Below are 24,190 nucleotides of genomic sequence, written 5' to 3' on the forward strand. Positions count from 1 at the left end.
GTTTCTTCGCTTAATGCTCCGGCCGGGCATCCCGGGGTGTTATCCGGTTTACACAAATATAAAGTGCCACGGCCACTACCAGCAGGATGATGCCGGTACCGGCCCACAAGGTATTAAAACCATAATCGCTGGCCACTCTTGTGCCCAGGAACGGGGTAATGATAAAAGAGATCGAAACCGCCATTCCGTTTAGTCCCATATAAGAGCCCTTGTTTCCTTTTCCGGACCGCATGGCGGTTATGGCCGACATAAAGGGCAGTACCAGTATTTCCGCCAGGCTTAATACCGTTATGGACAGAACGATGAGCCAAACACTATGACCGGCAATAAGCATGGCATAGGAAACAGCCGTGCCAAGCGCACCCACCAAAAGCGTGGTAGCAGGGGTCAGTTTTTTTTCAGCAAGATTTACCAGCAGCATTTCCATTACCACGATCACAAAACCACTGTACCCTAGTATATAGCCGATGGATGTTTGATTAAGGCCTGCTTCATCGCGGTAGAATAAAGGCAGCGTATTGAAGAACTGGAAAAAGCAAAGCGCGAAGATGCCACAGAACACCGAGTATACCACAAACGGTGTATCGCGGTAAGCCGACCGCTCGTGCAATTCACCGGCATCTTTTATGGCTTCTTTCCGTGCACGCTCTTTTTTGCGGAACAGGATGGAACGTTTTCTGAAAAACCGTACGTATACGATACCGGCGGCCAATGCTCCCAACGCGTTTACCGCAAACAGGAAATTGTATGATACGGCAGCAAGGATGCCGCCCAGGGCCGGACCAATGGAAAAGCCCAGGTTGATCGCCATCCGGTTCAGCGAAAAGGCCCGGGTAAGGTTTTCCGGTGCCGCATACTTGGTAATAGCCACGGAATTAGCGGGCCGGAATGATTCGCTGATAACGCTTTGAACAAAGATGATTGCCGCCAGCCCCTGCAACGTGGTAAAGAACGGGATCACGGCAAATAGCGGTGCGCTTAAAAACAAACTGGCCCACTGCACCCTGAATTCGCCGATACGATCCGTAATATATCCGCCCAGCCAGGAGCCCACCACCGAACCGATTCCAAAAAAACTAAGCACAATTCCGGATTCCTTTAAACCAAAATGAAGATGATCCGTCATATATACTCCCAGGAAAGGCAGCACCATCGAGCCGGATCGGTTGATGAGCATCACCACCGCAAGCATCCAGGCTTCCTTTGACAGGCCTTTGAAAGAATTGATATAGATGCGCAGAATTCCCATAGGATATGAAAAAGCGGCAAAGGTACCGCAAAAAAAGAATAATCCAGTACATTTGAAAATGGGCGCATTCCATTTTCATTACCGCAATAAACCGGAGCAGCGAATATTTTGCAACTGCATGCTGTTATGGCCTTGCAGAACGTTCATTGCACGCAATATCCTGGCGGTAAAACATGAAGCTTTATAAAACGTGCTGCCCCGGTAAACCAGTAGTTGTTATATGCAGACCTCCCATCCCTTCCGGCCCGGATTTGCGCATAAACTGCGCGCCATCGACCGGGTGTACCTGTCGCTTATCGCAGGCAGTATTGCCGCCGCTGCGCTCTACATGCTCCAACTTCCTCCAATGATGACCATCCTTTCCGGCTGGCTGGCATTTTGTATCTGTTACCTCATTCTTTGCTGGCAGGTTATTTATACCACCCCGCTGGAATACATTGTAAAAAGGGCTGCTGTAGAAGACGGAAGCCGGGCGTTTGTTTTTTTATTTATTGTACTGGCCTGTTTTGCCTGTATGGGTGCCGTGTTGAGTATTGTGATCAACTCCAGGGCAAACGCTGCCAGTCATTTTTTATGGCTGCCCCTGTCGGTATCTGCAATGATCGCTTCCTGGTTATTGGTACATACCATTTATACCTTCCATTATGCCCACCTCTATTACCAGGACGGCGCCAAAGGAAGCGGCCTGCATTTCCCGGGAGAGGAAAAACCCGATTACCGCGATTTTGCGTATTATGCCCTTTGCATGGGTTGCACGTTCCAGGTTTCAGATGTAGATACCACCTCAAAAAAACTACGGATGGTGACCATGTATCACGGGCTGATCTCCTTTGCATTAAATACCTTCCTGGTGGCTCTTACCATTAATATCGTTTCGGGATTGGTACATTAGGATTCAGCTGTCAGCTTTTAGCTCAGGTTAAAAAGCCGAATGCCGAGGGCTGAGTGCTAACCGCTGAAGGCCGAATGCTGGCCGCTAATTCTCCTGAGCAGACAGGTTCCGTTTGTCTTTCCGGAAATAGACCGGCTCGGGGATCTCGGAAGGATTAAAGGGATTGAAGAAATAGATACCGGCATCCCGGTAAAGCGGCAACTGTTTTTTCAAGCGCCCGGTAAAGTCTTCGTAATTTTTCAATTCGTCTCTTGTCCAGGCCGCTTCCGCCAATGCGGCAATGCGCGGAAACGTCAGGTAATCCATCCGGGTTGTATTGGGCACCGTTTCTGTCCATAAATTTGCCTGCAGCCCCTGTACCTGTTTTTGGTGCCGGGCATCTACCAGCGCAGACAGGTTAAAGGAATATACATCTTTCAACGGGCTGAAGCCCTTGCCCCATTTGCGGCCCATGCGGTGCGCGCTGTCCTGAACAAAATCGAAATAATACGGCAGGCGCGGACATACCACCACATCATAGCCCCTGTCCAATGCCATTTTCAATTGTGCCGGTTTATCGTGCCGCCACCAGAAAATGATGGTCTTTTCCCTGGGCAGGTTTACTTCGGCCATTTCGTCCCAAACCAGCAGTTTTGCATTCATGCCATATACGGAGTCTGCCATACGTTCCATAAAATAACGTTCCACTGCTTTCAGGTCTTTTAGCGAATGTTGTTCCATTAGCTTCCGGATACCGTCGTTCTTCAGCCATTGATCCGTACCAAAACTTACTTCGTCACCACCAAGATGGATCATCTCAGCGGGGAACAGCATATTCACCTCTCGGAGAATATTGGTCAGGTATCCGTAGGTATGTTCATTGCCCGGATCAAATGTAAAGTCCGGATGCTGCGCATTACCACCACCGCTGTATTGCGGGTAGGCGCGATTGGCTGCCGTTGCATGACCCGGCATATCAATCTCGGGGATCACGGTAATATTGCGTTGCGCCGCATAATGAACCACCTCGGCGATCTGCTGCTGGGTGTAGTAGGCCGCCGGAGCCTCGGGGTTGGTAAAACTTCCGGCCCCGCCGATCAGGGTCAGCCGGGGATATCGCCGGATTTCCAGGCGCCATGCCGGTTCATCGGTCAGGTGCCAGTGAAACCGGTTCAGCTTATAAAAGGCCATCCAGTCCAGCAATTGCAGCACTTTTTCCTTACCCATAAAATGCCGCGATTCATCCAGCATAAACCCGCGCCAGCGATAGCGCGGCGCATCAGTGATCTGCCAGCCATCGATCGCAATATTGCCGTTATTGTTCTTCTGAAGACGAACCAGTTGCAACAGGCTGGAGATGCCGTTGACCACTCCGCCGGCTGAGTTGCCGCTTAACTGTATCTGTTTGTCCGTAATACTAAGCCGGTATCCCTCATCCGCTGCTGCGGCTTTTTTATCCAAAGAAAGAAGAATGGCATTGCCTTGCGGCACCTGGCCGGTTACCGCAAGCGGAAGCAATTCTTTTTTGATGAGCTCCTGCTGGAGATAAACCGCTGCATCTTTCAATAATTCATTTCCAACATAAATCCGGGTGTACTTATTAAGCACGAAGGAGCTGTTGGAGACAGTTGCCTTCACCGGCGCCGGGATCACCGGACAGGGAGTTTGAGCATTCGTTAAAACGACTATTGTCAAAAACAGCAAAGCAGCACATACTTTTTTCATCATAAGGTATTTGACGGAAAGATATGATTTTTAGCAGATCCCCTCATTGCCCGCTGTATATTGCCATTGAGTCATAGAAAAATCAGCGGGCTGCATTTCCATATTTTCAGTGGCAACTACATTTTTGCATCCATTAATTTGCCTGCCTTTTTTGCCGGTGCTCCCAGCTCCATGCGGATTACAAATGCTCTTGAAGATTGAAAGGAGGATGGTAACAGGATATCGTAATAGGTATTTTTATCGAGGTCCAGTCCCATATCCGCAGGTTTTACATCCAGCCTGCCGCCGGTTTCCAACAGCAGTGCCGAAACCGGTACCTGTTTAAAATTCTTTGGAACCGAAATCCGTAGAATATTATTTACCGGCCGGTTGAATACGGTAAGATACAGGGTGCTGTCCTTTTGCGTAAAATACCCGTAGTTGCTGGCCGGGAAACCGGAATGCCGGCTTTCATAAACTGCCGCTGCATTGCGCCGCACCCATGCACCGGTTTCTGCCGCAATCCGGTCTTCTTCCGGTCGCATATGGCCATTGCCATCTGGTCCGAAATTGATCACAAAGTTGCCATTCATAGAGCGGCAGCGCATCAGCATATCCAGCAGGTCATCGGTTGTTTTAGTATAGATCCCCGACCAGTCTTTCATATATCCCCAACCGTTCGGCGGAATGGTCATCACACAATCCCAGTCGTTTCCATCAAGCCATTCATAGCTTCCGGGCATCTTCCGCTCCCATCCCTGCTCATAATCGCCCAGCAGGCGACCGTTACTATCGAAATGCCGTGCACCAAATTCATCATTACGGAATCTTGAACCAATGATCAGCCCCGGGTGTTTGTCGCGCAGTTCTTTCTCCAGTTTATAGGTAAAATCATAGGCGCTTTTCCAGGAAGCGTCCCAGGTTCCGTCGAACCAGAGCCCTTTGATCTGCGGATAGTTGGTCACCAACTCCAGCAGCTGATTGCGGGTATATTGCAAAAACCGGTCGAACCGTTTTTTTTCATCAGCGGTCTTTGGCGTACCGCCCATATAATCCGGGTTATTCCATTCCAGCACCGAAAAATACAGGTAAACATCAATCCCCTCCGCGGTGTAAGCATCTACTACCTGCTTTACAATATCTTTTTTATACGGTGTTTTTGCAATGTTATAATCGGAATATTTTGTAGGCCATAGCGCAAACCCATCGTGATGTTTGGTGGTAAAGATCACATACCGGGCGCCCATATCTTTTGCCTGCTTCGCCCAGCGCTTTGCATCAAAATCTTTTGGATTGAACTGTTTGTATAAATTATCGTAAATATTTTTCCAGTCCTTGGGAGCGGTGGGCCCTCCCCAGGCACGGATCCACTCCGATGCAGCGGCGCCGCCTCTTGCGCTTACTCCGTTCCATTCATTACCGGGAATGGCATACAGGCCCCAGTGAATGAACTGACCCAGGCCATAGCTGCGAAAGGCCTCCATCTGCGGGTCTGTACGGTGTGCCGGCGTAATCGGTCCGTACTGAATCGTTCGTAAACTATCCGGTTTCCGCTTGGGCCCTGTCCATTGTGCATTTACAAACGGTGTAAAAATCATCATCCCCAGAAAAAGAAGCACACTTGCTTTTTTACTATTTTTCATTTGCAATTCTTTTAACCTTTATTTTCAAATTCTCAAATAATCAAATTTTCAAATTCCTATTGTAAAGTCCACGTCATCTTATCCCTCAATACACTACCATTTACCAAACCCGTTGCCTCAATTTCATTCATGCCTTTTTTCAGTAGTACATTTTCAAATACCCAATGTTTTTTATTTACACCATGATGCCCCTTTACTTCCTTTCCGTTTACAAAAAGCCGTACCTGTGCCAGGTTCGAAAAAGCCTGTACGGTGGTGGTGGCCTGGGTACGCATGCTGTCTCTCCTGTTCGCCAGGTAAATCATCGGCTCCGGGTTCCAGTTGGCCTTGTACCAGTAAAACGCGTCCTTCTTCCGTTTACGGTCGAAGCTCACCAGTCCTTTCAGGTTACGGGCGTTCACACCTCCCCGGTTCCACAGCGGCACTGCAAATTCAAAGGTATTCCATAAATAAGAGGCCAGGATATAAGGATGCTTTTCAATAATGGCCCATTGGCGGATATGGGTTTCCGTCTGGTAATTTTCCGGGTAGAATTGCCCGCTTACCGGATTGATCTTCGAAGGGTCCGGCAACGTTTCTGATGACTGATCCATATTGCCGTCAGCGCCGTATTCTGTTAACATCACATTATAGCCCGGATAGTTTTTCTCCAGCCCCGAAGCCCATTTCTCCAGGTCGCCGATCCGTCCCTCATACCAGCCATAATAGCGGTTCATACCCTGTACATCCGCAGCCAGGTTCGCCGGCCGGTTCATTTCACCAAAACCGGAAACCGCCACCGTATACCGGTCCGGATCATCGGTTTTTGCAATATCGTTCAACTCCCTTGTAAGCACCGGCACATGTTCATCCGGTGTTTTTGAATATACCTCGTTATGCATGCCCCAGATATAGATGGAAGGATGATTCCGGTTTTGCCGCACCAGTTCTGTCATTTGCTGTTTTGCATTCTCGCTTTCCTGATAAGAGGTGGTATTTACAAAAGGGATCTCCGCCCAGATCAGCAGGCCCATTTTATCTGCCAGTGCGTACATATCTTCTGCCTGCTGATAATGCGCCAGCCGGATGGTTGTGGCTCCCATTTCCCGGATGATCTTCATATCTTCTTCATGCTGTGCATGCGAAAGCGCGTTCCCGTACTGCCAGCGATCCTGATGCCTTGTAACCCCATACATTGGATATTTAACACCGTTCAGGTACATGCCATCGCCGGCCCTCAGCTCAAACCGGCGAATGCCGAGTGGCTGGGTAACGGCGTCCAGCTCCTGCCCGTTCCGGATGAGGGAGGTGGTCAGGCTATAGAGATACGGATCTTTGATGCCATTCCAAAGATGCGGATTGTTTACCGGGAACACCTGCTCTATGTAGGTGGTGCCCTGGGGACTTATCAGCACATTTTTGCGTGCCTGGGCCACTGTCTTTCCTGCGGCATCTTTTACAACTGTTTGCAGGATCACCGGCTGCGCGTTCATTTCTTTATTCTCCAGTTTTGCCTTCACCTGGATATCTGCTTTTTTTGCCGATACATTTTTTTGTGCAATGTAAATCCCGGGCGATGCATAGTCTGTAACCGTTATATTTACAGGTGCTGTAACGATCATGCTTACCGGCCGGTAGATGCCCCCATAAATGGGAAACAAAAAATGATTCACCGGTATCACATCTTTTCGTGCTTCGTTATTGGTTTTAACAAGGATCTGATTTTCCGCTCCATACTTTACCGAGTTGGTAATTTCAAATGAGAAGGCGGCATAACTTCCTTTGTGTTCAGTAAGGTAACGGCCATTGATATAGATCGTGGCTACGGAACCTACGCCCTCAAAACGCAGAAAGATCCGCTTTCCTTTCAAATCACTTTTAATCAAAAATTTCTTTTTATAAAAAGCGTCTCCTGTATAAAAGTTTTTATCCAGCTGCATATCCGTACGGTTATAGGTATGCGGCACCGCTATTTTTTCCCATTCCTGGTTCATATAGCTGGTATCCTTTCCAAAATCACCCGGACCTTTTTTAAACTCCCAGTTATCATTAAAGCCAACCACCGCCCGGCCGTTCTGTGCAGCCGCTGTAAGAACGGTTCCCCAACACATAACCGCAGCCAACACACTCCAAATACCCCTTTTAAAAAAACGGGCAACATAAGATTTCATTTCCATAATTTATAATAGATACTCCATTTTAAAACTTCCATGACGGACCTCAGGATCCCCTACAGCAAACGAGCGTTTCAGCACGCTTAAGCGTTTGCAAATATACCCCGCCCTCTTCTAAAACCCTGCGCTCCCCGGTTGCTTTCCGCTGCCCTCCCCATCTTTTCCTGCATGCAACCGATTGTCCTTTTTATATTTTACCGGTAGCCCGATATAAAAATTTTGCACCCGGAACTACCGCGATTTTTAAAAAAAGGTCACGCCATGGAAATGGCGCGACGAGAGATTGATTGTTTGTCGAAAATCGTTTGTTTCCAGCACCCTTACCCGGATAAAGACTATTTATATAAGGCCGTTTGTTTTCAAAAAAATAAATGCCACCACTACCACGATCAATACTACAACAGCCGCATTCTTAACAAACGTTGATCTCATATCCGGGTGTGCCTGTGATTTATTTTATAAACTCCGTTTCATACTTCGATAGCCACTCCTTGCTTTCAAACCCCCAGGAAGTAAGCGGATTGAGGCCTACCCAATAAAAAAGATTCGGCGCGATATCGGTATTTGTTGTTAAAAAGTTGTCGGGTGTATTGCAATTCGTAGCGGACAGCAGTGACCATGCCGGTGTAAAATTCATCACCAGGTCTTTGCCGGCAGCCAGCGGACTTTTATTGTGATACACATTCCCCAACGCCTCGTTGCCTGGCCAGTAGCCGATCAGATTGCTATAAAAATCATCCGTGCTGGTGATACCGCTCTTACAGGGGTAACTTTTAATATAGTCTTCAGACACGGCCTTGTTCCAGATACCCAGCTCTATCGCCCGGAACGGCATATTACCGGTAGCAGCGGTTATATTTCCAATGATGAGCGGACTTCCCGGACTCGACAGATCCGGATAAGCGGTCATATCATACGTAGAATCTTTAACCCCGTTTGTATACACGCTGGCGTATCGCTTCCCGTCTGTCTTTGTTTGTACCACCAGCGCAATCGTTACCCATCCGGAATTTACAGCAGGCAACGGCTGCTTGCTATGAAGAAAATATCGGGGCGTGGTTCCTCCTCCGCCCTCGCCGATACAGATCCTGAAATTATTGACGCCATTGGTCATCAGCTCCCATCCCCGGATGTTTGTATAAGGATGACTTACTTTGGAAACCAGCACGGAATTCCCCGAAAAATTACCGGTACGCATCACCTTTACCATCATGGTAAACTCGCCTCCGCCCACGGCAGGAATATCATATCCCATACCTGTAATACTTGCAGCCGGAAGAACGGCCTGTGTAGCAATCGCCGTATGATTTACAGCGTTTGTTAACGCCGGCGCTATAAATTGCTTTTTTACGAAACTGGGATTATTGTAGATCGTAAAAATTTTTCGCTGAAGGATGGTAGGATCCCCATAACGGTTTCCTTCTCCCCCGTGGTTGGATGTTACAATGATCAGCCAATCTTCCTGCTGATAATTGCTTCTTTTGGCTACGGCATCCAAAAGCTCCTTAATATAACCATCCGCTTTTAATACCGCATTCTTATAAGCAGGCTCATCTGCAGAAAATGCCGAAGCCCGGCCGGCAAGATTAATGCCATTAAAGTTTACCAGCATCAAACCAAGCTTATCATCTGCCAGGTTGCGGAGGGCACTGTCCCGCACGGCTGCATCATCGGCCGCGTTAACTACACTGGCTGCAAATTTTAATCCACGATCTGCAAGTGTGTTCCAGGGAGTAATGGCCACGGTTTTGGGAAGATAGCCCGAAATCAGCAGGCGCTGAAAGAAATTACTGAATACCGGAATTTCTTCATGCTCATCTTCGGGATCAAATCCCGGCGACAGGGTACTATCTGTAATATCGGAAGCCGCTGCCGTTTTACCACTAAGAATATTGGCCCAGGACGGACCGTCGGCTGTTTGTGCATCACCAAAACCTTCCCAGGTATATTTTGCATGTTCGGTAAGACCCATAATAGCGGGCGGTGCAATTTTCTTTACCTCCAGTCCTGCGGCTCCATCCAGTACAATCAGCAACACCTTTCTTTTTTTTGAAAAGGGTTTTTCAACTGCGGTTTCAAATACCGGCGGCGGATCGTTATACTTGGAGCAGGCGGCAATCAATAGCAGTCCACCGGCGAGTATTGTGCCCAAGAAAATGTTCCTATATATTGAGTAATTCATAATGATACCTGTTATGATTCGCGATTAATATTTGAAAGCGCCTAATTCTGCGAAAGCGGAATTATTATTTGTATCGGCCGGCTTGGGCCATGTAAATTTGAAATAGCGGAATGTTTTAGCTGCGGGCAGCTCAATGTACTGTTTGGGGTATGCATCCGTCCGGTTGCCAAAAATCAGCGGATAATTGGACACTACATTTTCCCAGGTGGTGCCGTCCATACTTACGGCAATCGTAACCGACTGCAAATGGTTGTTATAATTAGAACCGCCCGCCTGCCGTTGTACGATGTAAAAGCCATCAGCTGTTACCGGATCCGTACCCGTTTGTACCACGGCATCAAACGGATACAGCGCCGCAGAAGTGCTTCCGTTATTGGGTGCAGGGCCTGTGCTGCTGGTTCCGGAATAGCATCCGTTAAAGCAACTGTGCCAGATCGTATTCAGATCTCCGTCCAGCAGGTTTGCGGGATCATACGCCGCGTTATAGGTACCATTGGTACCGCCGCGAACATTGGTAATACGGGTAACCGTCCAGCCCAGGCTGGGCCCGGGTTTGCCGGCACCGAATTCTATTTTCGGAGCGATGGTTTGGTCGCCACCCGTTCTCGTATAGGGGTTGTACATCCACAAATTGGTTCTTAGCTTGGGGTATCCTTTGGCGGCAATTATGTTTTTGGAGGTTTGACTTACTGTAAGTCCCCATTCGCGCATAAACCGGTACATGTCTGTTTGGGTAAACTCGCAAAGCCGCTCATAGTAAAAATCAACTTTAGACTGTTCGTCAATTGCTGTAAACCGGGCATTGCGGGCCGCTGTACATAAATACGTCATAAACTCATACCCGTATTTTTCGAAGATCTGGGTATAGAAACTCATCTTAGCGTCGTCGGTGGGGTTGGTGGGTGCTGCTGTGCCACCAGGCCATAAAGCGGTACCATCCCATCGTTTGGAAAGCGTATCCTTTTGTACATATGGAAGAGCGGCATTCCAGGAACGCAGTTCATTTGAATGGCGCACATTATTCAGCTGTGCGTTTTTAAAGTTAAACAGGTTATTGCTCACTTCACCATTCCCTCCAAAGGTCCAGGTGCTGTGCATTTGCATGTTATGTCCCAATTCATGAAAAGTACCCCAGTTCTGGGTTTTCACTTCATCCGGTACCACGGCCTGCCGGAAATAGTTCATGGTATTCATTGCCACTACCGGGAAACCGCTGTGCTGGGCACCCACCGAAGGTTGTATGTCATGCACGATCCGCCATTGATTAAAGGGCGCCCGGTTCTTTACGTCCGGGTTGCCTTCTACCAGCCCGTACCAGTTCCAGTATACCTCCTTGATCGTATTGTCCCAAAGCCGCATCAGTTCATCCGGACTGTTGATGGATACCTGTGCCAGCTTGGCTGTTTCAAGGGTAAAAACGATCCGCTTTCCAACCAGTTCAAAAAAAGGAACGGTGGTTTTCCGTACCAGTTCTTTCCATTCTGTATCGGTGGTTTTGCCCAGGAAAAAGCTGGCCGACCTGGCCACACCGCTAAAGGACAGCGGCACTATAGCGCCCGTGGGTTTTGACGGAATGATATAAATAAGCCCGCCATAGAGATTGCGCAAATAGTTCTTACCAGGAAACAGTTGCCTGCGGTTATAGATCAGCGGGTCGCGCTTCAAATCCGGTTTACCGGTAAGATTATCGGTATGCGAACCAATCTGCGCTTCCAGTCCGTAAATCCCCTCGGGCACTTCTACGGTAACCAGTTCTCCGGCCGGCGCCCACACACCGGTGCTCAGCCAGTTACCGGGAGCCACACTGATGCGCAGCGCCGAAGCCGGCACATCTACATAATTCAGATCGATGTTTACCACGTAGTTCTGTAAACGGGGTTCATCGGGACTGATCAAACCTGGAAATACGCTTGCCTGTATATACTTGGATTTATCAACCTTTACCGATGTATCAATGTCCACGTTCAGGGTATCGGGGAAATCGGTACCCGTGTATCCGTTGTCGAACTTTAAACCATAATTTTTATTACATCCGGCCAGCCAGGCGAAAACGAACCCGCAAATTATAAGAAGATAGTAATTATTCTTTTTCATACAGAGATCCTTTTATTCAGTTATTTCGTGGTGTTAAAGAGCGGCAGCCACGGCCTGCTGTCCAGTTGAAGTCCCGTAATATCCGGTACGCCTAACCAGCTGTAAATAAACAGCGGCACATCTACCGGCTGCGGAACATTTTTTTGAATATCGTAGGGAAGGGTTGGACATATGGTAGCCGACGGGGCGAGGGAAGCAGCCGTCCAGCCCAGCGACTGGGGAAATTGTATATCTGTTTTTGAAACACTCTGATCCACAAACCGGTGCAGGTCACGCTCGGCCGATTTCAATCCAAGTCCGGGCCAATAACCGATCAGGTTATTGTAATAGGGACCACCCGGATTTTCCAATGTGCTGCAATAATTGGTTTGGATATACGCATCCGGCAACGCAACGTTATAGAACCGGATATCCGCTACATTGAAGCGGGGCGAAAAACGGCCATAAGATCCGGGTATACCGCCAATGCGAAGCGGCGCTCTTTCGGATCCGTTCTTCCCGGTAATATCTGCCACACCGTTACCGGGCACGCCATTGGTATAAGTACGCATCCACCTTTTGGCGGCACCGTTAACCGCACTGTCCCAAATGCGAATGGTAAACGTGTTCCAGGTATTGAGTTCAAAATCGGAAGAAGAATGCGAAGTCCCCTGTATCCGGAAATCCCAGTTCTTCCGTCCATCGGCATGTAAGATGAGGGTCCAACCGGTAGTTGGACTGGCATTAGCGGTGGCCGCTGATTTTGCCATGATCCCCGGCAAAAAGCCAGAGGTTCCCCTGTTCGTAATAAACACTTTTAACTGGATCGTGAAATTACCGGTAGTACCTAGGTTGTATTTTTCTGCCATGTCGGCATCGATCACTCCCGTAGCCGCTTCAGATCCGATCATGTTGGCGGCACCGGCATCGCCAATTAAATACCCTTCCTGCTGATAATTTTTTATATCGGGTTTGGCAATATAGCGTACGGCAAACTGGTCGCTGGCAAAAAGTACAAAGGCATTCCGTGCCGGCTCCGAAAATACGCTGTTGTCGTATTCCTCCGGGTACAGCGCATATTGCCCTCCCTGGTTAGATGCAATAATGATCAGCCAGTTCTCGGAACTATAGGCCGGGCGGCTGCGCAGTGCCGTTAAGAGTTTGCCCATAAACTGATCAAAAGCCTGCACGGCTTCAACATACCGGGGAGAGCGCGGGCCGTAACCGTATTGCTTTCCCGCATCATAAAGCCCCTGGTATTGTGCCAGCACCACATCCGAAGCGGTATTTTTTAATGCGGTTGCTGCGGCCGATTGTACTTCCGCATCCGAATTCAATTGTTGCTTTTGATCGGCGCCGCCCAGCAGGTTATCCAGTATATAGGCATCGCGTACAAAAGCTGCAGTGCGCAAACCTGCGTTATTCTTTTTAAGTACCTGAAAAAACGGCGGGTACAAGTCCAGCGCGTTATTGCCCGATGCGTTCACCTTATGTTTGCCTACCAGTACCCCGGTCAGCATATCTGCATAGGACGTAGGCAAATAGGAATTGCTATCGGCCACGCTGCTACCGGAGTAGAGCGCTTTGCGACTTAGTGCATACAGATTCGGGTTCTTATCATCCTTTTGAGCTTCCGCTTCCAGCACGGAGCCCACGCCACCGTCCACCATTATATACAACACTTTATTGGCATTCTGGAACTGGTGTGCCGTGGTGTCCGCATCTTCTTTAAACTGCAGCCTGTTGTCAAAATCGCGGTTGCAGGAAACCAGCACCACTCCTCCAAGTAAAACGCCAAGCAGTCCGATTCGTCCGATGCTATTTTTTAAACTCTTCATATCCAAAAATTGTAACGATCAATTGTTAAGTACTAATTTCATGATGCATCCCATTGGCTGTCCCTCAAATGTGTTGATTACACCGCCCAAAAGCACCGCAGGCATACTACCCACGCCGGATTTGGTTTCAACCATATCTCTTATCAGTGCGTTTAATTTTCCGGTAGCATTATATCCACCGGCCAGCGTGCCATCTGTATTCAGCACCAGCAAGCCCTGGCGGGTTATCGTATTGTATTTTTCAAAAGACCCGGTAACCACAATAAGTCCGTTACTTAGCTGCAGCGCCAGTGTGGGTGCCCCGCCACTGAATCCTCCGCTTTTAAAGCCGGTATCCAGGTTGCCGTTTGCATCCAGTACCGCAATTCCTGCTGCATCCTGGTCATTAAATTTGCTGAACTCCCCGGTGATCACTATTTTTTTTGTAGTTGTATTATAACGGATTGAAAAAATGGCTCCGTTTGCCCCGGTGCCGGCCTGAAATGATCCGTCTACTGTTCCGTCTGTATTTAAACGCACGATCCGGTTTGCCTGCTTTCCGCGGAAAGTGGTGAAGGCACCGGTCAATATTAATTTTCCATCCTCCTGCATAAGCCCATCACTCAGGTTACCGTTACCTGCGGGCAAGGGCGTTTTTGCGGTTGTATTGTAACTATAGGCTGAATCCAGATTCCCGTCCGCATCCATACGGACTACCTGGGAATTGGCGATATAATCGAATAGCCTATTGTCCTTGGTGGACCGCTCATAAAAATACGTGCCAAACCCACTGATACCGCCGACAGCCGTAACCTGGTTGTTGTAATAAAACAGTTTTCCAACCCCTCCTAAAAGATTGCCGTTAAAATAAGATACCGTATCACTGGCCATTGTTGGATCGGATACGCCGGGGCTTACATACAGTTCCACGATACGGGTTTTAAGCGAAGCATCCGCATTTAGCCGCACCATTCCATTGATGCCCTTTTTACCGTTATAAGAACTCAGGACACCACCGGCCAGGAAGTCGCCCGAGGGCAGGCGCAGCAAGCTGGATATGGAACCCATATCGGCCGCCGTACCCGTATTTAATGTGCTTCCCAGGCCTCCTGTAGGTGTCATTTGCACCAGATCACGCAACACTTTCCCCTGGAAGGCATAGATATTTCCGGCCAGCATAAAATTGCCATTCGGCAATGGTACGATCTGGTTTACGAGGTTCACAGAACCGCTGTTGCTTCCCGGGTTAAACGTAGGATCCAGGCCCAGCTTTCCTCTTATCATAAAGGCCGGCCCCAGAAACACCTGGCCATCTACCCGCAGTGAAGCACCACCGGAGCTAACATTGTCCGGCAACACGATGGTAATGGTGCTGTCTGTAAAACCGGATATAGCGGCCGGCATACCGTTGGCCATGAACGCAATTTTATCCTTCATTTCCGGCTTCAGTCCCTTAACAGAAAAGGTCATTGATTGCCCGGGTTCTCCATTGGCGGGAACCGGAGGCGTATTTAAAAAATCAATTTCGATCACGTTCTGACCACCGCCATACGGATCGTCATAAATTTCGGAAGACTTATTACAGGATGCAGCAGTTGCCAGGCCTACTGTGAGCAATGCAATATAAAAACAATGTCGCGCCATCAGGGTTGATAATTTTTATGTAGATTAATGATAGTCGATCCCCTTTTCTCTCGCTACCTGTATAAAACGGTAGGGATCGAAGCCAAATGTATGTGTCATGTAACGCAGCCGGTGCACCCGGCCGTTGGTGGGCGCTATATCAGCAGCCGAAACCACGGCATTGACCCAAAAGGAATACGGATGTGCCTGATCCGGCACATAGGAAAGCATCAGCTGCCGGTAGCCCTGGTACTTTAATATGGTGGCCCCGCCCACGCTGTTGGGATCGCCACTGATGGCATCATTAAAAACAACGCCTATATTCATGGGTGTGCTGCTTACCGATTCAAACAATGCACCTTTATATGTATCCAGGGCAAGGGTATCTACCTGCGTATAATCCTTTAATCCCCTGTTGCCCGGGAAAAGATACATTTGTAAAAATTGTTTCCAAACTACCGGGTTGATCTGCTCAAACCGGGTAACGCTATCGGCCCCTACCCGCAGCTGGTAATCATTTACGATATCAAGTATTTTTTTGAAACAGGGGTCGGGTGGCGCAAAAAAAGTGAGCTGCTCTTTACTGAGCGTTTCCTCCAGCCCTGCATATTTTACAATGCGTACCAGTGTATCATAATAAAGTGTATCGGATTTAATATAATCCATAATGGTTCCATTAAACCTGGGATCATTAATACCTGTATCCTGATAGTAACTGTTTTTTTTGCAGGCCGCCAATACGATGGTTGCTAAAACTGCCAGGGTAAATATTCGTTTCATCGTTTTTTATTTCGCTCCGGAAACGCAGTGCGTTGCCGGATTTTATTAAATGCTTCCGTTAATTATTTCCCCAATAAGTGTTCAGGGTCATATAGGGATTATTTACTAATGCCTTTGCATTAATAGGCCAGGTCCACGCCCCTCTTACAAAGTTGCCATACAGAATTGGGCGATCGCAGTATTTGGGATCGTACACCTTGCGGGTGCGCACCATGTCATAATAAGCATGCCCTTCGCCGATCAGCTCCCGGCGCTCTTCCCAGAAAATGGCATCACCCAGTTCATTTTCTACATCGGCGCCTGCATTACCCCCTATAAAGGCATCGGCTCCGGCCCGGGTCCGCACTTCATTCAATAATGTTTTGGCCTTGCTGCTTCCCTTATCGAGGTTCGCCAGTGCCTCTGCCTGTAGCAATAAGGTGCCGGCATATCTGAAAATAATAAAGTAGTTACTTAAAGATGCCGTTGTATTATTTTCTCCAAGCGCCAGGTTAAAGAACTTAAAGCATTGCATGGTTCCATCCTCATTATAGATGTTTTTGTCAAACCACTTTGTTTTGCGGCCATCGGTAACATCGTCCGGATATAGTTTTTTTAAATACCCGTTTGTATAGGTAAGCTCCGACTTGCTGCTGTTTTCATTCAACTGTATATAGGGATAATGCAGCACGGCACCGGTAAACGTACGGCGGATATTGCCCAATACATCGCCATAGTTTACGTTCTGCGGCACCTCAAACAAACCTTCTTCTGAGCGGCCCGCAAATACCAGGGCAATATCAGACAGTGGCAGCAGCCGGTAAGCGCCACTGCTTCTCAGCTCATCGCCCAAACGGTCGGTTTCTTCATAATAACTTTTTGCATTTGCGGGATCGATGCCCGCCAGCCACATATTGAAATACATTTCCAATGCCAGTGCGCTCCCCCGCATGGCTCTTACCGCGCGGTTTGCCGGGTCATCGGGTGTCCAGGGCAGATATTCCTTATAGGCCTCCAGTTCTGCAAGACAGGCTTTTGCCACTTCCACATCTCTGGTACGGGGCAACGGTGCATCGTTATACGCATCGGTATAGTAAGGTACATCGCCAAACAGCCGGATCATAAAGAAGTAGCTTACACATCGCATAAATACGGCTTCTGCCTGGTACCTCTTTACCATTGCGTCTGTAATGGAAGCATCGGATGCTTTTACCGATGGAGCTTTATCAAAAAGGATATTGGCCGACTGAACGACTTTGTAGATCGGGGACCAGTCGCCGATATAATCCCAGGCGCCGTGCAATTGCCAATAAGTGTCTACATTATTCTGTTCTCTTTTGGTGGTCACCAGCGTTTTTATCTGGTTATTGGCCAGCAGGCTGAAATCTCCCCTGGGAGGATACGCGCCGGGCCCCACGGGCATACAGCGCAGGTCTCCGACCATGATAAGCCCCGAACGGATGGCCACCCCTTCCCGGAACAGCCGGTATACCTCCCGGGTAAAGCTTTCCATATCCTGGCGGGTTTTCCAGAAGTTATTCCCGGAAAGACTATCCAGAGAATCTACATTCAAAAACTTTTTACATCCACTGCCCAGCGCGATGAAAAAAACAGCTGCTATTATAAAAATCTTTTTCATTCCTGCCATTTTAAAATTGAATATTCACACCCAGCGTATAACTTCTGCGGTTGGGATAGCCGTCGGACCGGTCCTTACCCAGATCGGTAACCAGTTCCGGATCGGGTCCGCTGTAGTTGGAAAAGGTATACACATTATTCGCCGTAGCATATACCTGGAGCCTCGTCATTTTATAACGGGTTGTAAATGATTTTGGCAGCATGTATGCCAGCGTTACGGTATTAATTTTGAAGTAGGAACCGTCTTCCATAAACAGGGTCTGATCAAACCGGAAGGGGTTATACATGGATGTATACAGGTAATTGTAGGGATTTGGAATGGTGCCATCCGGATTGGCGGGCGACCAGAATCTTGTATCACCTACAGGGATCAGACTGGCATCCTTCTGAATATTAAACGGAGTGCTATAGGCCGCCAAACGCTGTGCCAGGGCGTTATTGAGGATATCGCGCCCATACAGGTAGGACATGGCCACGCTTAAGGACCAACCGCCGTATTTTACCAACGACTGGAGCCCGCCGGAGATCTTGGTTGCCGCACTTCCGGCAATGACACGGTCGTAGGCATTTGAAATATAGTTTCCGTCCAGATCGGTCCAGTAGGGATCACCGGCCTGGAAATAATAAACACCCTTATCTGTCTGCACGCGGTAAGGAAGCCCCGTAGCCGGGTCAACCGGTACATCTTTATCCGATTTAAAAACACCCCTGTAATTATACAGGATGTAGCTCAGGTTGCTGCGCCCCAGCCGGTATACGATATCCTGTGCATTGTCTGCATCCGCTTTTATAATCAGGCGGCTGTTGCCGGGCAGGCCGGTCATTACGTTCTTATTGATCGACCCGTTCATGTTTACATTCCATTGCCATTTGGAGCTGGCCGGCAAAGGCGAAAGCGATAGCGTAAGCTCGTAACCGTAGTTAACCTGATTAAGGCTGTTGACTTTTATTTTGCCATACGCGTTATGGTCTGCCAGCGCATAATCATATATTTCGTTATCTACCTGGTTGTAATAGGTTTCAAACGTTGCGGTATACCGGTTATTCAGAACACCCAGGTCTACACCAAAGTTGTACTTTGTGGTCATCTTAGGCTCCAGGTTGGGGTTGGGGATATAGTCCCACACTGTACCAATGGTATTATTGTTATTATAACGGCCGGTATATAAATATTTACCATTTGCATCAAAAACAGATCCCTGCGGTATGGTGCTTCTTCCCCAGTCGAACCGCACGCCACCCAGGCTTAGCCAGTTGAGGTCCTCCATAAAGCGTTCCTTGTAAAAGTTCCAACGGCCGGCAATGGTAGGGTTCTTTGCAAACGGGCGGTTGGGACCGTTGGAGGAGGTTCCGTTCACACTATAGGTAACGTCTACCATGTATTTATCCTGGTAGTTATAGCTAAGGCTTCCACCATTGGTAAGCAGCCGTTCTCCGGGTGTAAAGTTGTCGATAATACCCCATAAGGCAGCGCCGGCATTGATGCCTGATGGTCCTTCGTACTGATCATTGGGAAACCCGGAGTACATCATGGCCTTGGGATAATAGTTACGTACAGTTATTTCATTAAATACATACGAAGTGATCCGGTGTTTGCCCAGCTCCTTGTTAAACTCCAGCATGGCACGGTTGTTTAACTCCTGCGTCCGGTCGTCGTATACATAAAACTCCGCTACATTATTGTTAATGGCTGCCGGTCTGAAATTACTTTCGCGCCCGGCCTTGTATGAATAACTGAATACATCCCGCGCCGACAGGTCTTTTAAAAACCGGTACCAGATATTCAGGTTCGCCTGCATGCTGTTTGATTTATTTTCATTGCGCGTAGAAAGGTTCCCCAGGGCCGTGGTATTTCCGCCAAAAAAAGAAGGTCGTGGCAGCAGTGAAGAAGCGCTGGTAGCATTTGCCACCCCCGTTTGAGAAACACCGTTCCCGTTTCCTTTCTGTTGTTCACCCAGCGCCGCTGAAAGTGATGTATTCACTTTAAAATTGTCGGTGGGCTGGTAATCGGCATTCATAGACAGGTTGTAGCGCGTAAAACCGGTATTTTTAATGATCCCCTGGTCTTTAGCATATCCCATGTTTACTTTGTAGTTAAACTTCTGGTCGCCTCCCGATGCCGAAATATTGTGCGACATATTGTAGGTAGGTCCGTAAAAAACCGATTGCCAGTTGGTGGAGTTGTTATAGTACGGATTTAAATAGTCGGACAGGGCCGGGTTCATATCAATTTTATCACGCCCGCTGTACAGGCTGGTATCATTTGCCAGTATCTCCTGTATCCGCAGTTCCCGTTCCATGGCACCGCCGATAACTGTTTTTAATTTGGGAACAGCATTCATATAAAACTTCCCCGCATAACTTACGATGGGCACTTTTGATTTTCCTCTTTTGGTATTTACAAGTACCACTCCATAAGCAGCCCTAGAGCCGTACAATGCGGTGGCTGCCGCACTTTTCAGGAAGCTGATCTCCGCAATGTCTTCCGGGGGAATCAATGCCAGGGGGCTGGTGCCCGGACCGCTTTGATCAAACCCGTACTCATACCCTGAGTTTACATCTACCGGTACCCCGTCAATTACAAAAAGCGGCGATGTGGGCGATAAAAATGCATCGTTGCCCGAGCCGGAAACAGAACCGGAAGATAGCCCCCGCAAGTTCATCGTGGTTCTTGCCCCTGGCATACCGGTCGTATTTTGTACATTCACCCCCGCTACCCTTCCCTGCAGCAACTCAGTAAAGTTGGACACCGGTACATTTTGAATATCCTCCCCGCTGATGGTAACGGTAGACCCGGTGGCCGTAATCTTCGAACGCCGCTGAAACCCCTGTACGACTACGCCCTGCATGGCATCGCTGGAAATTTCCATCATTATTTCCAGATCCGATTTGCCCTTTATCGAAACCACTTTATTCTTAAACCCGATATTGGAAAAATGGAGTGCCGTTGCCTTTGCCGGAACAATGGCCGTAAAGTTTCCGTTTTCATCCGTTGCAGCCAGTGCATGGGATGAGTCGGACAAGCTTACGGTTACCCCGATCAAGGGTTGCTTATTGGAATTATCCAGTACTTTGCCGGTGATCCTGCGGGTATCCTGCGCCTGCAGGGTCATACCTGAGATCAATACCAGAAGTATCAAAAGAACATAGCGCATGTTGCTGAAATTCATATCTGCTTAAAAAATTAATCGTTACTAAACTTGGGCGTTTCTTTTTTGAAAGCGAAAATAATTTCCCAGGTTCCGGATGTGTAAATGCCAAAGTCGAACCGCATATTCGCTACCTGCCGTATGCCGCCAAAGCCCAGGCGTTCGTACTCAAATGTTAAATGTGCATAGCTTCCATCTTCATTGGTATAGGCGGTAGGACGTTTTACTAGTGGAATGGGGTAGGCTACATCATATTTCACATAAGTGCTGGTTTGCTGCATATTAAAACCATGCACCAGGGTGGCCCACTTGGTCAGGTTAAATTTTGCAGGGTTAATAAGCTGGTTGTTTGCATCCAAAAAACGGAAGGTCAAAGAAGAACCCGTATTGGAAGCCTTATGAAATGTAATATCGATGTCTCCGGAATTGATGGCGCTTTCAGTAGAATCACCAATCATCCCCGAAACGGATAACGGATGCAGTGCTTCATTGGTAACATTGCCGGTAATGATATCCGCTTTATTGGGTTCATATTCCAGTTCGCGGAAGGGAAGCAACCGCAATCCTTCTACGATTTTACGCCCCCCTTTGTTACTCACTTCCACATCAAATACATAACCCGAATCCGGCTGCGCCCGAACGATATTTGAAGTGGCGCTTTGCCACATGATAAATTCACCGGAATGATCTCTTATTTCAAATACCGGATGCTCCTCCATTTTACGCTTCGCTTCAATTTCGGCCAGCGAGGTTTCCTTTCCGGTATAAGGTTCTGTCCAAACCAGCACGGGGAAAGGCTTTTGCAGCTCCGGGGCAGCTCCCCCATCGTAGGTACGGATATTGAATATCCGGAAATTCAGGGGTTTTGATGAAAATTCGTCTTTAAAATTATTTTGAAACAGGGTGGTTCTTCCCAAAAACGGCTGATACACGGTAGTGGTAAACTGAGAACTCAGGTCGAACGCATCCCTATCGGTAGGAAGGTACTTTTTATAGCAGCCCTGCAGGCCTGCCACAGACAACAGCAGCATGGCCTTTAAACAAAAACGTTTCATGGTATATGTATTTATCTGCACTATTGATTCCATCGTTTGATTACCTGGTCGAAGCCAAATTCATTTGCGTAGGCCAGCACGTGCACCGTGCCGTTGCTGGTTCTGATATTCACCACCTGTGTAGATGCTACATTCCAGTTTGCAGAAAAACCGGAACCGTTTGTATAGGCAAAACTTACATTTACAGGGCCGCCGTTTACAATACCCTGGGCGCCGTCTATTAAACGCTGGGCATGCAGGGAATCGTTGTACCGGAGCGATTTCAGGTATAATCCGTCCACATACAGCATGCTATCCGTAGGATAATTGCCCCGTACGGCGTAGAAATCGACGAGGGTATCCATCTGTGCGCCGCTTACCGTAGCAAGATCCAGCAGCGGTTTGCCGGCTCCGCGCCGTACCACATTTAAATTTTGCAGCGCAACTTTGAAATTATTATTCACGGGCGCAAAAACGGTATAAGCACCTGCCGTATTGTTTAAGCTGTCGCGCATCCAGGAGCTCCGTTCCATTACTTTTAACAAGGAATCAAACACGCCGGGCTTGGATTTCAGGTATTCATAGATGGTACCGTCAAATCTATTTTCCCTGTTGGTAAAATCGTAATATCCATCGGGTTGCTTCTTACAGGAAACACACCAGGCAACGGCCAGGCAAAGACTTATGGCTATTATATATTTCTTTTTCATTTTAATCGGTTTTATCTGCACCCGGCTATTTCCAATACGTGGTTTGCGCAATCAACGGATTCCGGTCGATCACATCCTGGCTCACCGGCCAGTAAATGCCTCCGGTTTGCCGTAACGCATTAAATGCAGGATCATCGTTTTTAATTTGCTTGTACCGTATAAGATCGTACCATGCCCAGGCCTCGCCCATGAGTTCTCTTTGCCGCTCATGAAATACATTTTCGAGGAGATGATCTGTAGTGGTTAAAAGCTTCAGGTTACGGGCGTTTCTCAGGCCGTTGAGCAGATCCAGCGCATCATCCAGCTGCCCCAGCACGGCAAGCGCTTCTGCCTTTAATAATTTGAGTTCTTCCAGCCGGGTAAACACGATCGGAGAACTATAAGTGGTGATTACATTGGTATTTTGACCGGCGGTATTCTGCTGTACCCCTCCTGTACCAATGACTTTTATTTTGCTAAATATGAGCAGGTTTGACGCCGATTTTGAAAAGTAAAAAGAATGCGTCTTCCCCGTACTGTCTACATAAAAACGTTCATCACCGCTCTCATTAAAAATATCAACAACACGGGTGTCCGGAATATACACCAGCGGGTTAGCCCGCGGAATGAGCGGATTAGCCAGCGTGAGGTTCTCAATATGGCCGGTGGGGGTAGACTCGGCATCCGACGCCGAAAAGCCGAGCGAGAAAACCTGGTTCGAATTCTGGTTCAAAAAGAATCCGTCTGAGCGGGTAAGATTGTTGGTTGTGGAAGCATTAATGCCGGACAATCCTGCATTATTGATCACAAAGTCGGCATACACCGAAGCATCCAGGTAGCGGTTATCCCATGCCGCAATATGCGCCAGGTAGGCATATGCTGCATTACGTGTAACCAGGGCTCCGGCCCATTTACTCAGGTCGCCGCCGTAGTATTTCCCGGGAAAATAACCGGCTAAAACATCCCCATACACATAAGGCAAAACCGGTGCCGCTGCCTTCAGTTGTTCTTCTGCATATTTCAGTACGGCCTTGGCCTGTGAGCGCGGCAGCCTGGGGAAAGTGCCATCATAGGACTGGGTTACCAGCGGCACATCGCCCCAGATACGCACCATATAAAAATAAGTGATGCCAATGATCGCTTTCATTTGCGCGATATCGACCTCATTATTCAGTTTCGTATACTGGGGATCCTTTTGCAGCACGGCTCCCGAACGTTCAATAAACAGGTTTGCGGCGTTGATGACGGCATAGAACTTGCGCCAGTTGGAAACTTCATTTAAAAGATTGTAGGACTGTTTGAGCTTTCCGTCGATCACAGCCTGCAGGTCGGGCCGGTTCAGGGCCTTATATACATCCCCTCTCAGTTCCCCGTACAACCAGTTGGCTTCATTTTCGGCCAGCGCCGTACGCAATAAACCGTAGGTTCCTAATAGTGCAGCGCGTGCGTCGTTCAAAGAGGTCCAGGCATTTTCTTCATTAATGAGATTGCTGGCCTCCACATTTAATATTTTTCGGCAGCCGGTACCGGTTAATACTGCAAGCAGTAATACGGTTACCAGGTTTACAATTTTATTTCTAATACGCATGGTCATACTGTTGCTGTT

At 48.2% G+C, this 24,190-nt stretch carries 15 protein-coding genes; 1 reads left to right on the forward strand and 14 read right to left on the reverse strand.

Annotation, left to right across the window (positions count from 1 at the left end; translation table 11 throughout):
- Nucleotides 1–10: 10 nt before the first annotated feature.
- Nucleotides 11–1,249, reverse strand: a complete 1,239-nt coding sequence (locus LQ567_RS11450; protein ID WP_231004642.1) for an MFS transporter — start codon at nt 1,247–1,249, stop codon at nt 11–13.
- Nucleotides 1,250–1,469: 220 nt separating this feature from the next.
- Between LQ567_RS11450 and LQ567_RS11455 the strand changes: the two genes are divergently transcribed.
- A complete protein-coding gene (locus LQ567_RS11455; protein WP_231004643.1) occupies nt 1,470–2,141 on the forward strand; it encodes a DUF1345 domain-containing protein in 672 nt (223 codons plus the stop codon).
- A gap of 84 nt (nt 2,142–2,225) precedes the next feature.
- Here the strand turns inward: LQ567_RS11455 and LQ567_RS11460 are convergent, their stop codons facing one another.
- The 13 genes from LQ567_RS11460 to LQ567_RS11520 all read right to left on the reverse strand — a co-directional run bounded on the left by LQ567_RS11460 (nt 2,226) and on the right by LQ567_RS11520 (nt 24,178).
- Nucleotides 2,226–3,848, reverse strand: a complete 1,623-nt coding sequence (locus tag LQ567_RS11460) for a beta-N-acetylhexosaminidase (RefSeq protein ID WP_231004644.1) — start codon at nt 3,846–3,848, stop codon at nt 2,226–2,228.
- A gap of 113 nt (nt 3,849–3,961) precedes the next feature.
- Nucleotides 3,962–5,467, reverse strand: a complete 1,506-nt coding sequence (locus LQ567_RS11465; RefSeq protein WP_231004645.1) for an alpha-L-fucosidase — start codon at nt 5,465–5,467, stop codon at nt 3,962–3,964.
- Nucleotides 5,468–5,523: 56 nt separating this feature from the next.
- Entirely contained in the window at nt 5,524–7,617 is a 2,094-nt protein-coding gene (locus LQ567_RS11470; protein ID WP_231004646.1) for a glycoside hydrolase family 2 protein, read from the reverse strand.
- 454 nt (nt 7,618–8,071) lie between these two features.
- Entirely contained in the window at nt 8,072–9,802 is a 1,731-nt protein-coding gene (locus LQ567_RS11475) for a LamG-like jellyroll fold domain-containing protein (protein ID WP_231004647.1), read from the reverse strand.
- 24 nt (nt 9,803–9,826) lie between these two features.
- A complete protein-coding gene (locus LQ567_RS11480) occupies nt 9,827–11,896 on the reverse strand; it encodes a M60 family metallopeptidase (RefSeq protein ID WP_231004648.1) in 2,070 nt (689 codons plus the stop codon).
- Nucleotides 11,897–11,916: 20 nt separating this feature from the next.
- Complete coding sequence (locus LQ567_RS11485; protein ID WP_231004649.1) at nt 11,917–13,713, reverse strand: DUF4983 domain-containing protein; 1,797 nt, start codon at nt 13,711–13,713, stop codon at nt 11,917–11,919.
- An 18-nt stretch (nt 13,714–13,731) separates the two neighbouring features.
- Entirely contained in the window at nt 13,732–15,336 is a 1,605-nt protein-coding gene (locus tag LQ567_RS11490; protein WP_231004650.1) for a DUF5008 domain-containing protein, read from the reverse strand.
- A gap of 24 nt (nt 15,337–15,360) precedes the next feature.
- Nucleotides 15,361–16,095, reverse strand: coding sequence for a fasciclin domain-containing protein (locus LQ567_RS11495; RefSeq protein WP_231004651.1), 735 nt, complete (start codon nt 16,093–16,095; stop codon nt 15,361–15,363).
- A gap of 58 nt (nt 16,096–16,153) precedes the next feature.
- Nucleotides 16,154–17,713: a RagB/SusD family nutrient uptake outer membrane protein gene (locus tag LQ567_RS11500; protein ID WP_231004652.1), complete on the reverse strand. Its 1,560-nt coding sequence runs from the start codon at nt 17,711–17,713 to the stop codon at nt 16,154–16,156.
- Nucleotides 17,714–17,723: 10 nt separating this feature from the next.
- Nucleotides 17,724–20,867, reverse strand: a complete 3,144-nt coding sequence (locus LQ567_RS11505) for a SusC/RagA family TonB-linked outer membrane protein (protein WP_231004653.1) — start codon at nt 20,865–20,867, stop codon at nt 17,724–17,726.
- A 29-nt stretch (nt 20,868–20,896) separates the two neighbouring features.
- Complete coding sequence (locus LQ567_RS11510; RefSeq protein ID WP_231004654.1) at nt 20,897–21,916, reverse strand: DUF5007 domain-containing protein; 1,020 nt, start codon at nt 21,914–21,916, stop codon at nt 20,897–20,899.
- Between the two features lie 20 nt (nt 21,917–21,936).
- Nucleotides 21,937–22,605, reverse strand: coding sequence for a fasciclin domain-containing protein (locus LQ567_RS11515; RefSeq protein ID WP_231004655.1), 669 nt, complete (start codon nt 22,603–22,605; stop codon nt 21,937–21,939).
- A 25-nt stretch (nt 22,606–22,630) separates the two neighbouring features.
- Nucleotides 22,631–24,178, reverse strand: a complete 1,548-nt coding sequence (locus LQ567_RS11520) for a RagB/SusD family nutrient uptake outer membrane protein (RefSeq protein ID WP_231004656.1) — start codon at nt 24,176–24,178, stop codon at nt 22,631–22,633.
- Nucleotides 24,179–24,190: the final 12 nt, after the last annotated feature.

This window comes from Niabella pedocola (genome assembly GCF_021044425.1).
Lineage (GTDB): Bacteria > Bacteroidota > Bacteroidia > Chitinophagales > Chitinophagaceae > Niabella > Niabella pedocola.

Excerpts from the sequence above, each read along its gene's own strand:
- LQ567_RS11500 (WP_231004652.1), bottom strand. The coding sequence starts at position 17,713 with ATGAAAAAGATTTTTATAATAGCAGCTGTTTTTTTCATCGCGCTGGGC.
- LQ567_RS11450 (WP_231004642.1), bottom strand. The coding sequence starts at position 1,249 with ATGGGAATTCTGCGCATCTATATCAATTCTTTCAAAGGCCTGTCAAAG.
- LQ567_RS11455 (WP_231004643.1), top strand. The coding sequence starts at position 1,470 with ATGCAGACCTCCCATCCCTTCCGGCCCGGATTTGCGCATAAACTGCGC.
- LQ567_RS11490 (WP_231004650.1), bottom strand. The coding sequence starts at position 15,336 with ATGGCGCGACATTGTTTTTATATTGCATTGCTCACAGTAGGCCTGGCA.
- LQ567_RS11470 (WP_231004646.1), bottom strand. The coding sequence starts at position 7,617 with ATGAAATCTTATGTTGCCCGTTTTTTTAAAAGGGGTATTTGGAGTGTG.
- LQ567_RS11480 (WP_231004648.1), bottom strand. The coding sequence starts at position 11,896 with ATGAAAAAGAATAATTACTATCTTCTTATAATTTGCGGGTTCGTTTTC.
- LQ567_RS11515 (WP_231004655.1), bottom strand. The coding sequence starts at position 22,605 with ATGAAAAAGAAATATATAATAGCCATAAGTCTTTGCCTGGCCGTTGCC.
- LQ567_RS11495 (WP_231004651.1), bottom strand. The coding sequence starts at position 16,095 with ATGAAACGAATATTTACCCTGGCAGTTTTAGCAACCATCGTATTGGCG.
- LQ567_RS11475 (WP_231004647.1), bottom strand. The coding sequence starts at position 9,802 with ATGAATTACTCAATATATAGGAACATTTTCTTGGGCACAATACTCGCC.
- LQ567_RS11520 (WP_231004656.1), bottom strand. The coding sequence starts at position 24,178 with ATGACCATGCGTATTAGAAATAAAATTGTAAACCTGGTAACCGTATTA.
- LQ567_RS11510 (WP_231004654.1), bottom strand. The coding sequence starts at position 21,916 with ATGAAACGTTTTTGTTTAAAGGCCATGCTGCTGTTGTCTGTGGCAGGC.
- LQ567_RS11485 (WP_231004649.1), bottom strand. The coding sequence starts at position 13,713 with ATGAAGAGTTTAAAAAATAGCATCGGACGAATCGGACTGCTTGGCGTT.
- LQ567_RS11460 (WP_231004644.1), bottom strand. The coding sequence starts at position 3,848 with ATGATGAAAAAAGTATGTGCTGCTTTGCTGTTTTTGACAATAGTCGTT.
- LQ567_RS11505 (WP_231004653.1), bottom strand. The coding sequence starts at position 20,867 with ATGCGCTATGTTCTTTTGATACTTCTGGTATTGATCTCAGGTATGACC.
- LQ567_RS11465 (WP_231004645.1), bottom strand. The coding sequence starts at position 5,467 with ATGAAAAATAGTAAAAAAGCAAGTGTGCTTCTTTTTCTGGGGATGATG.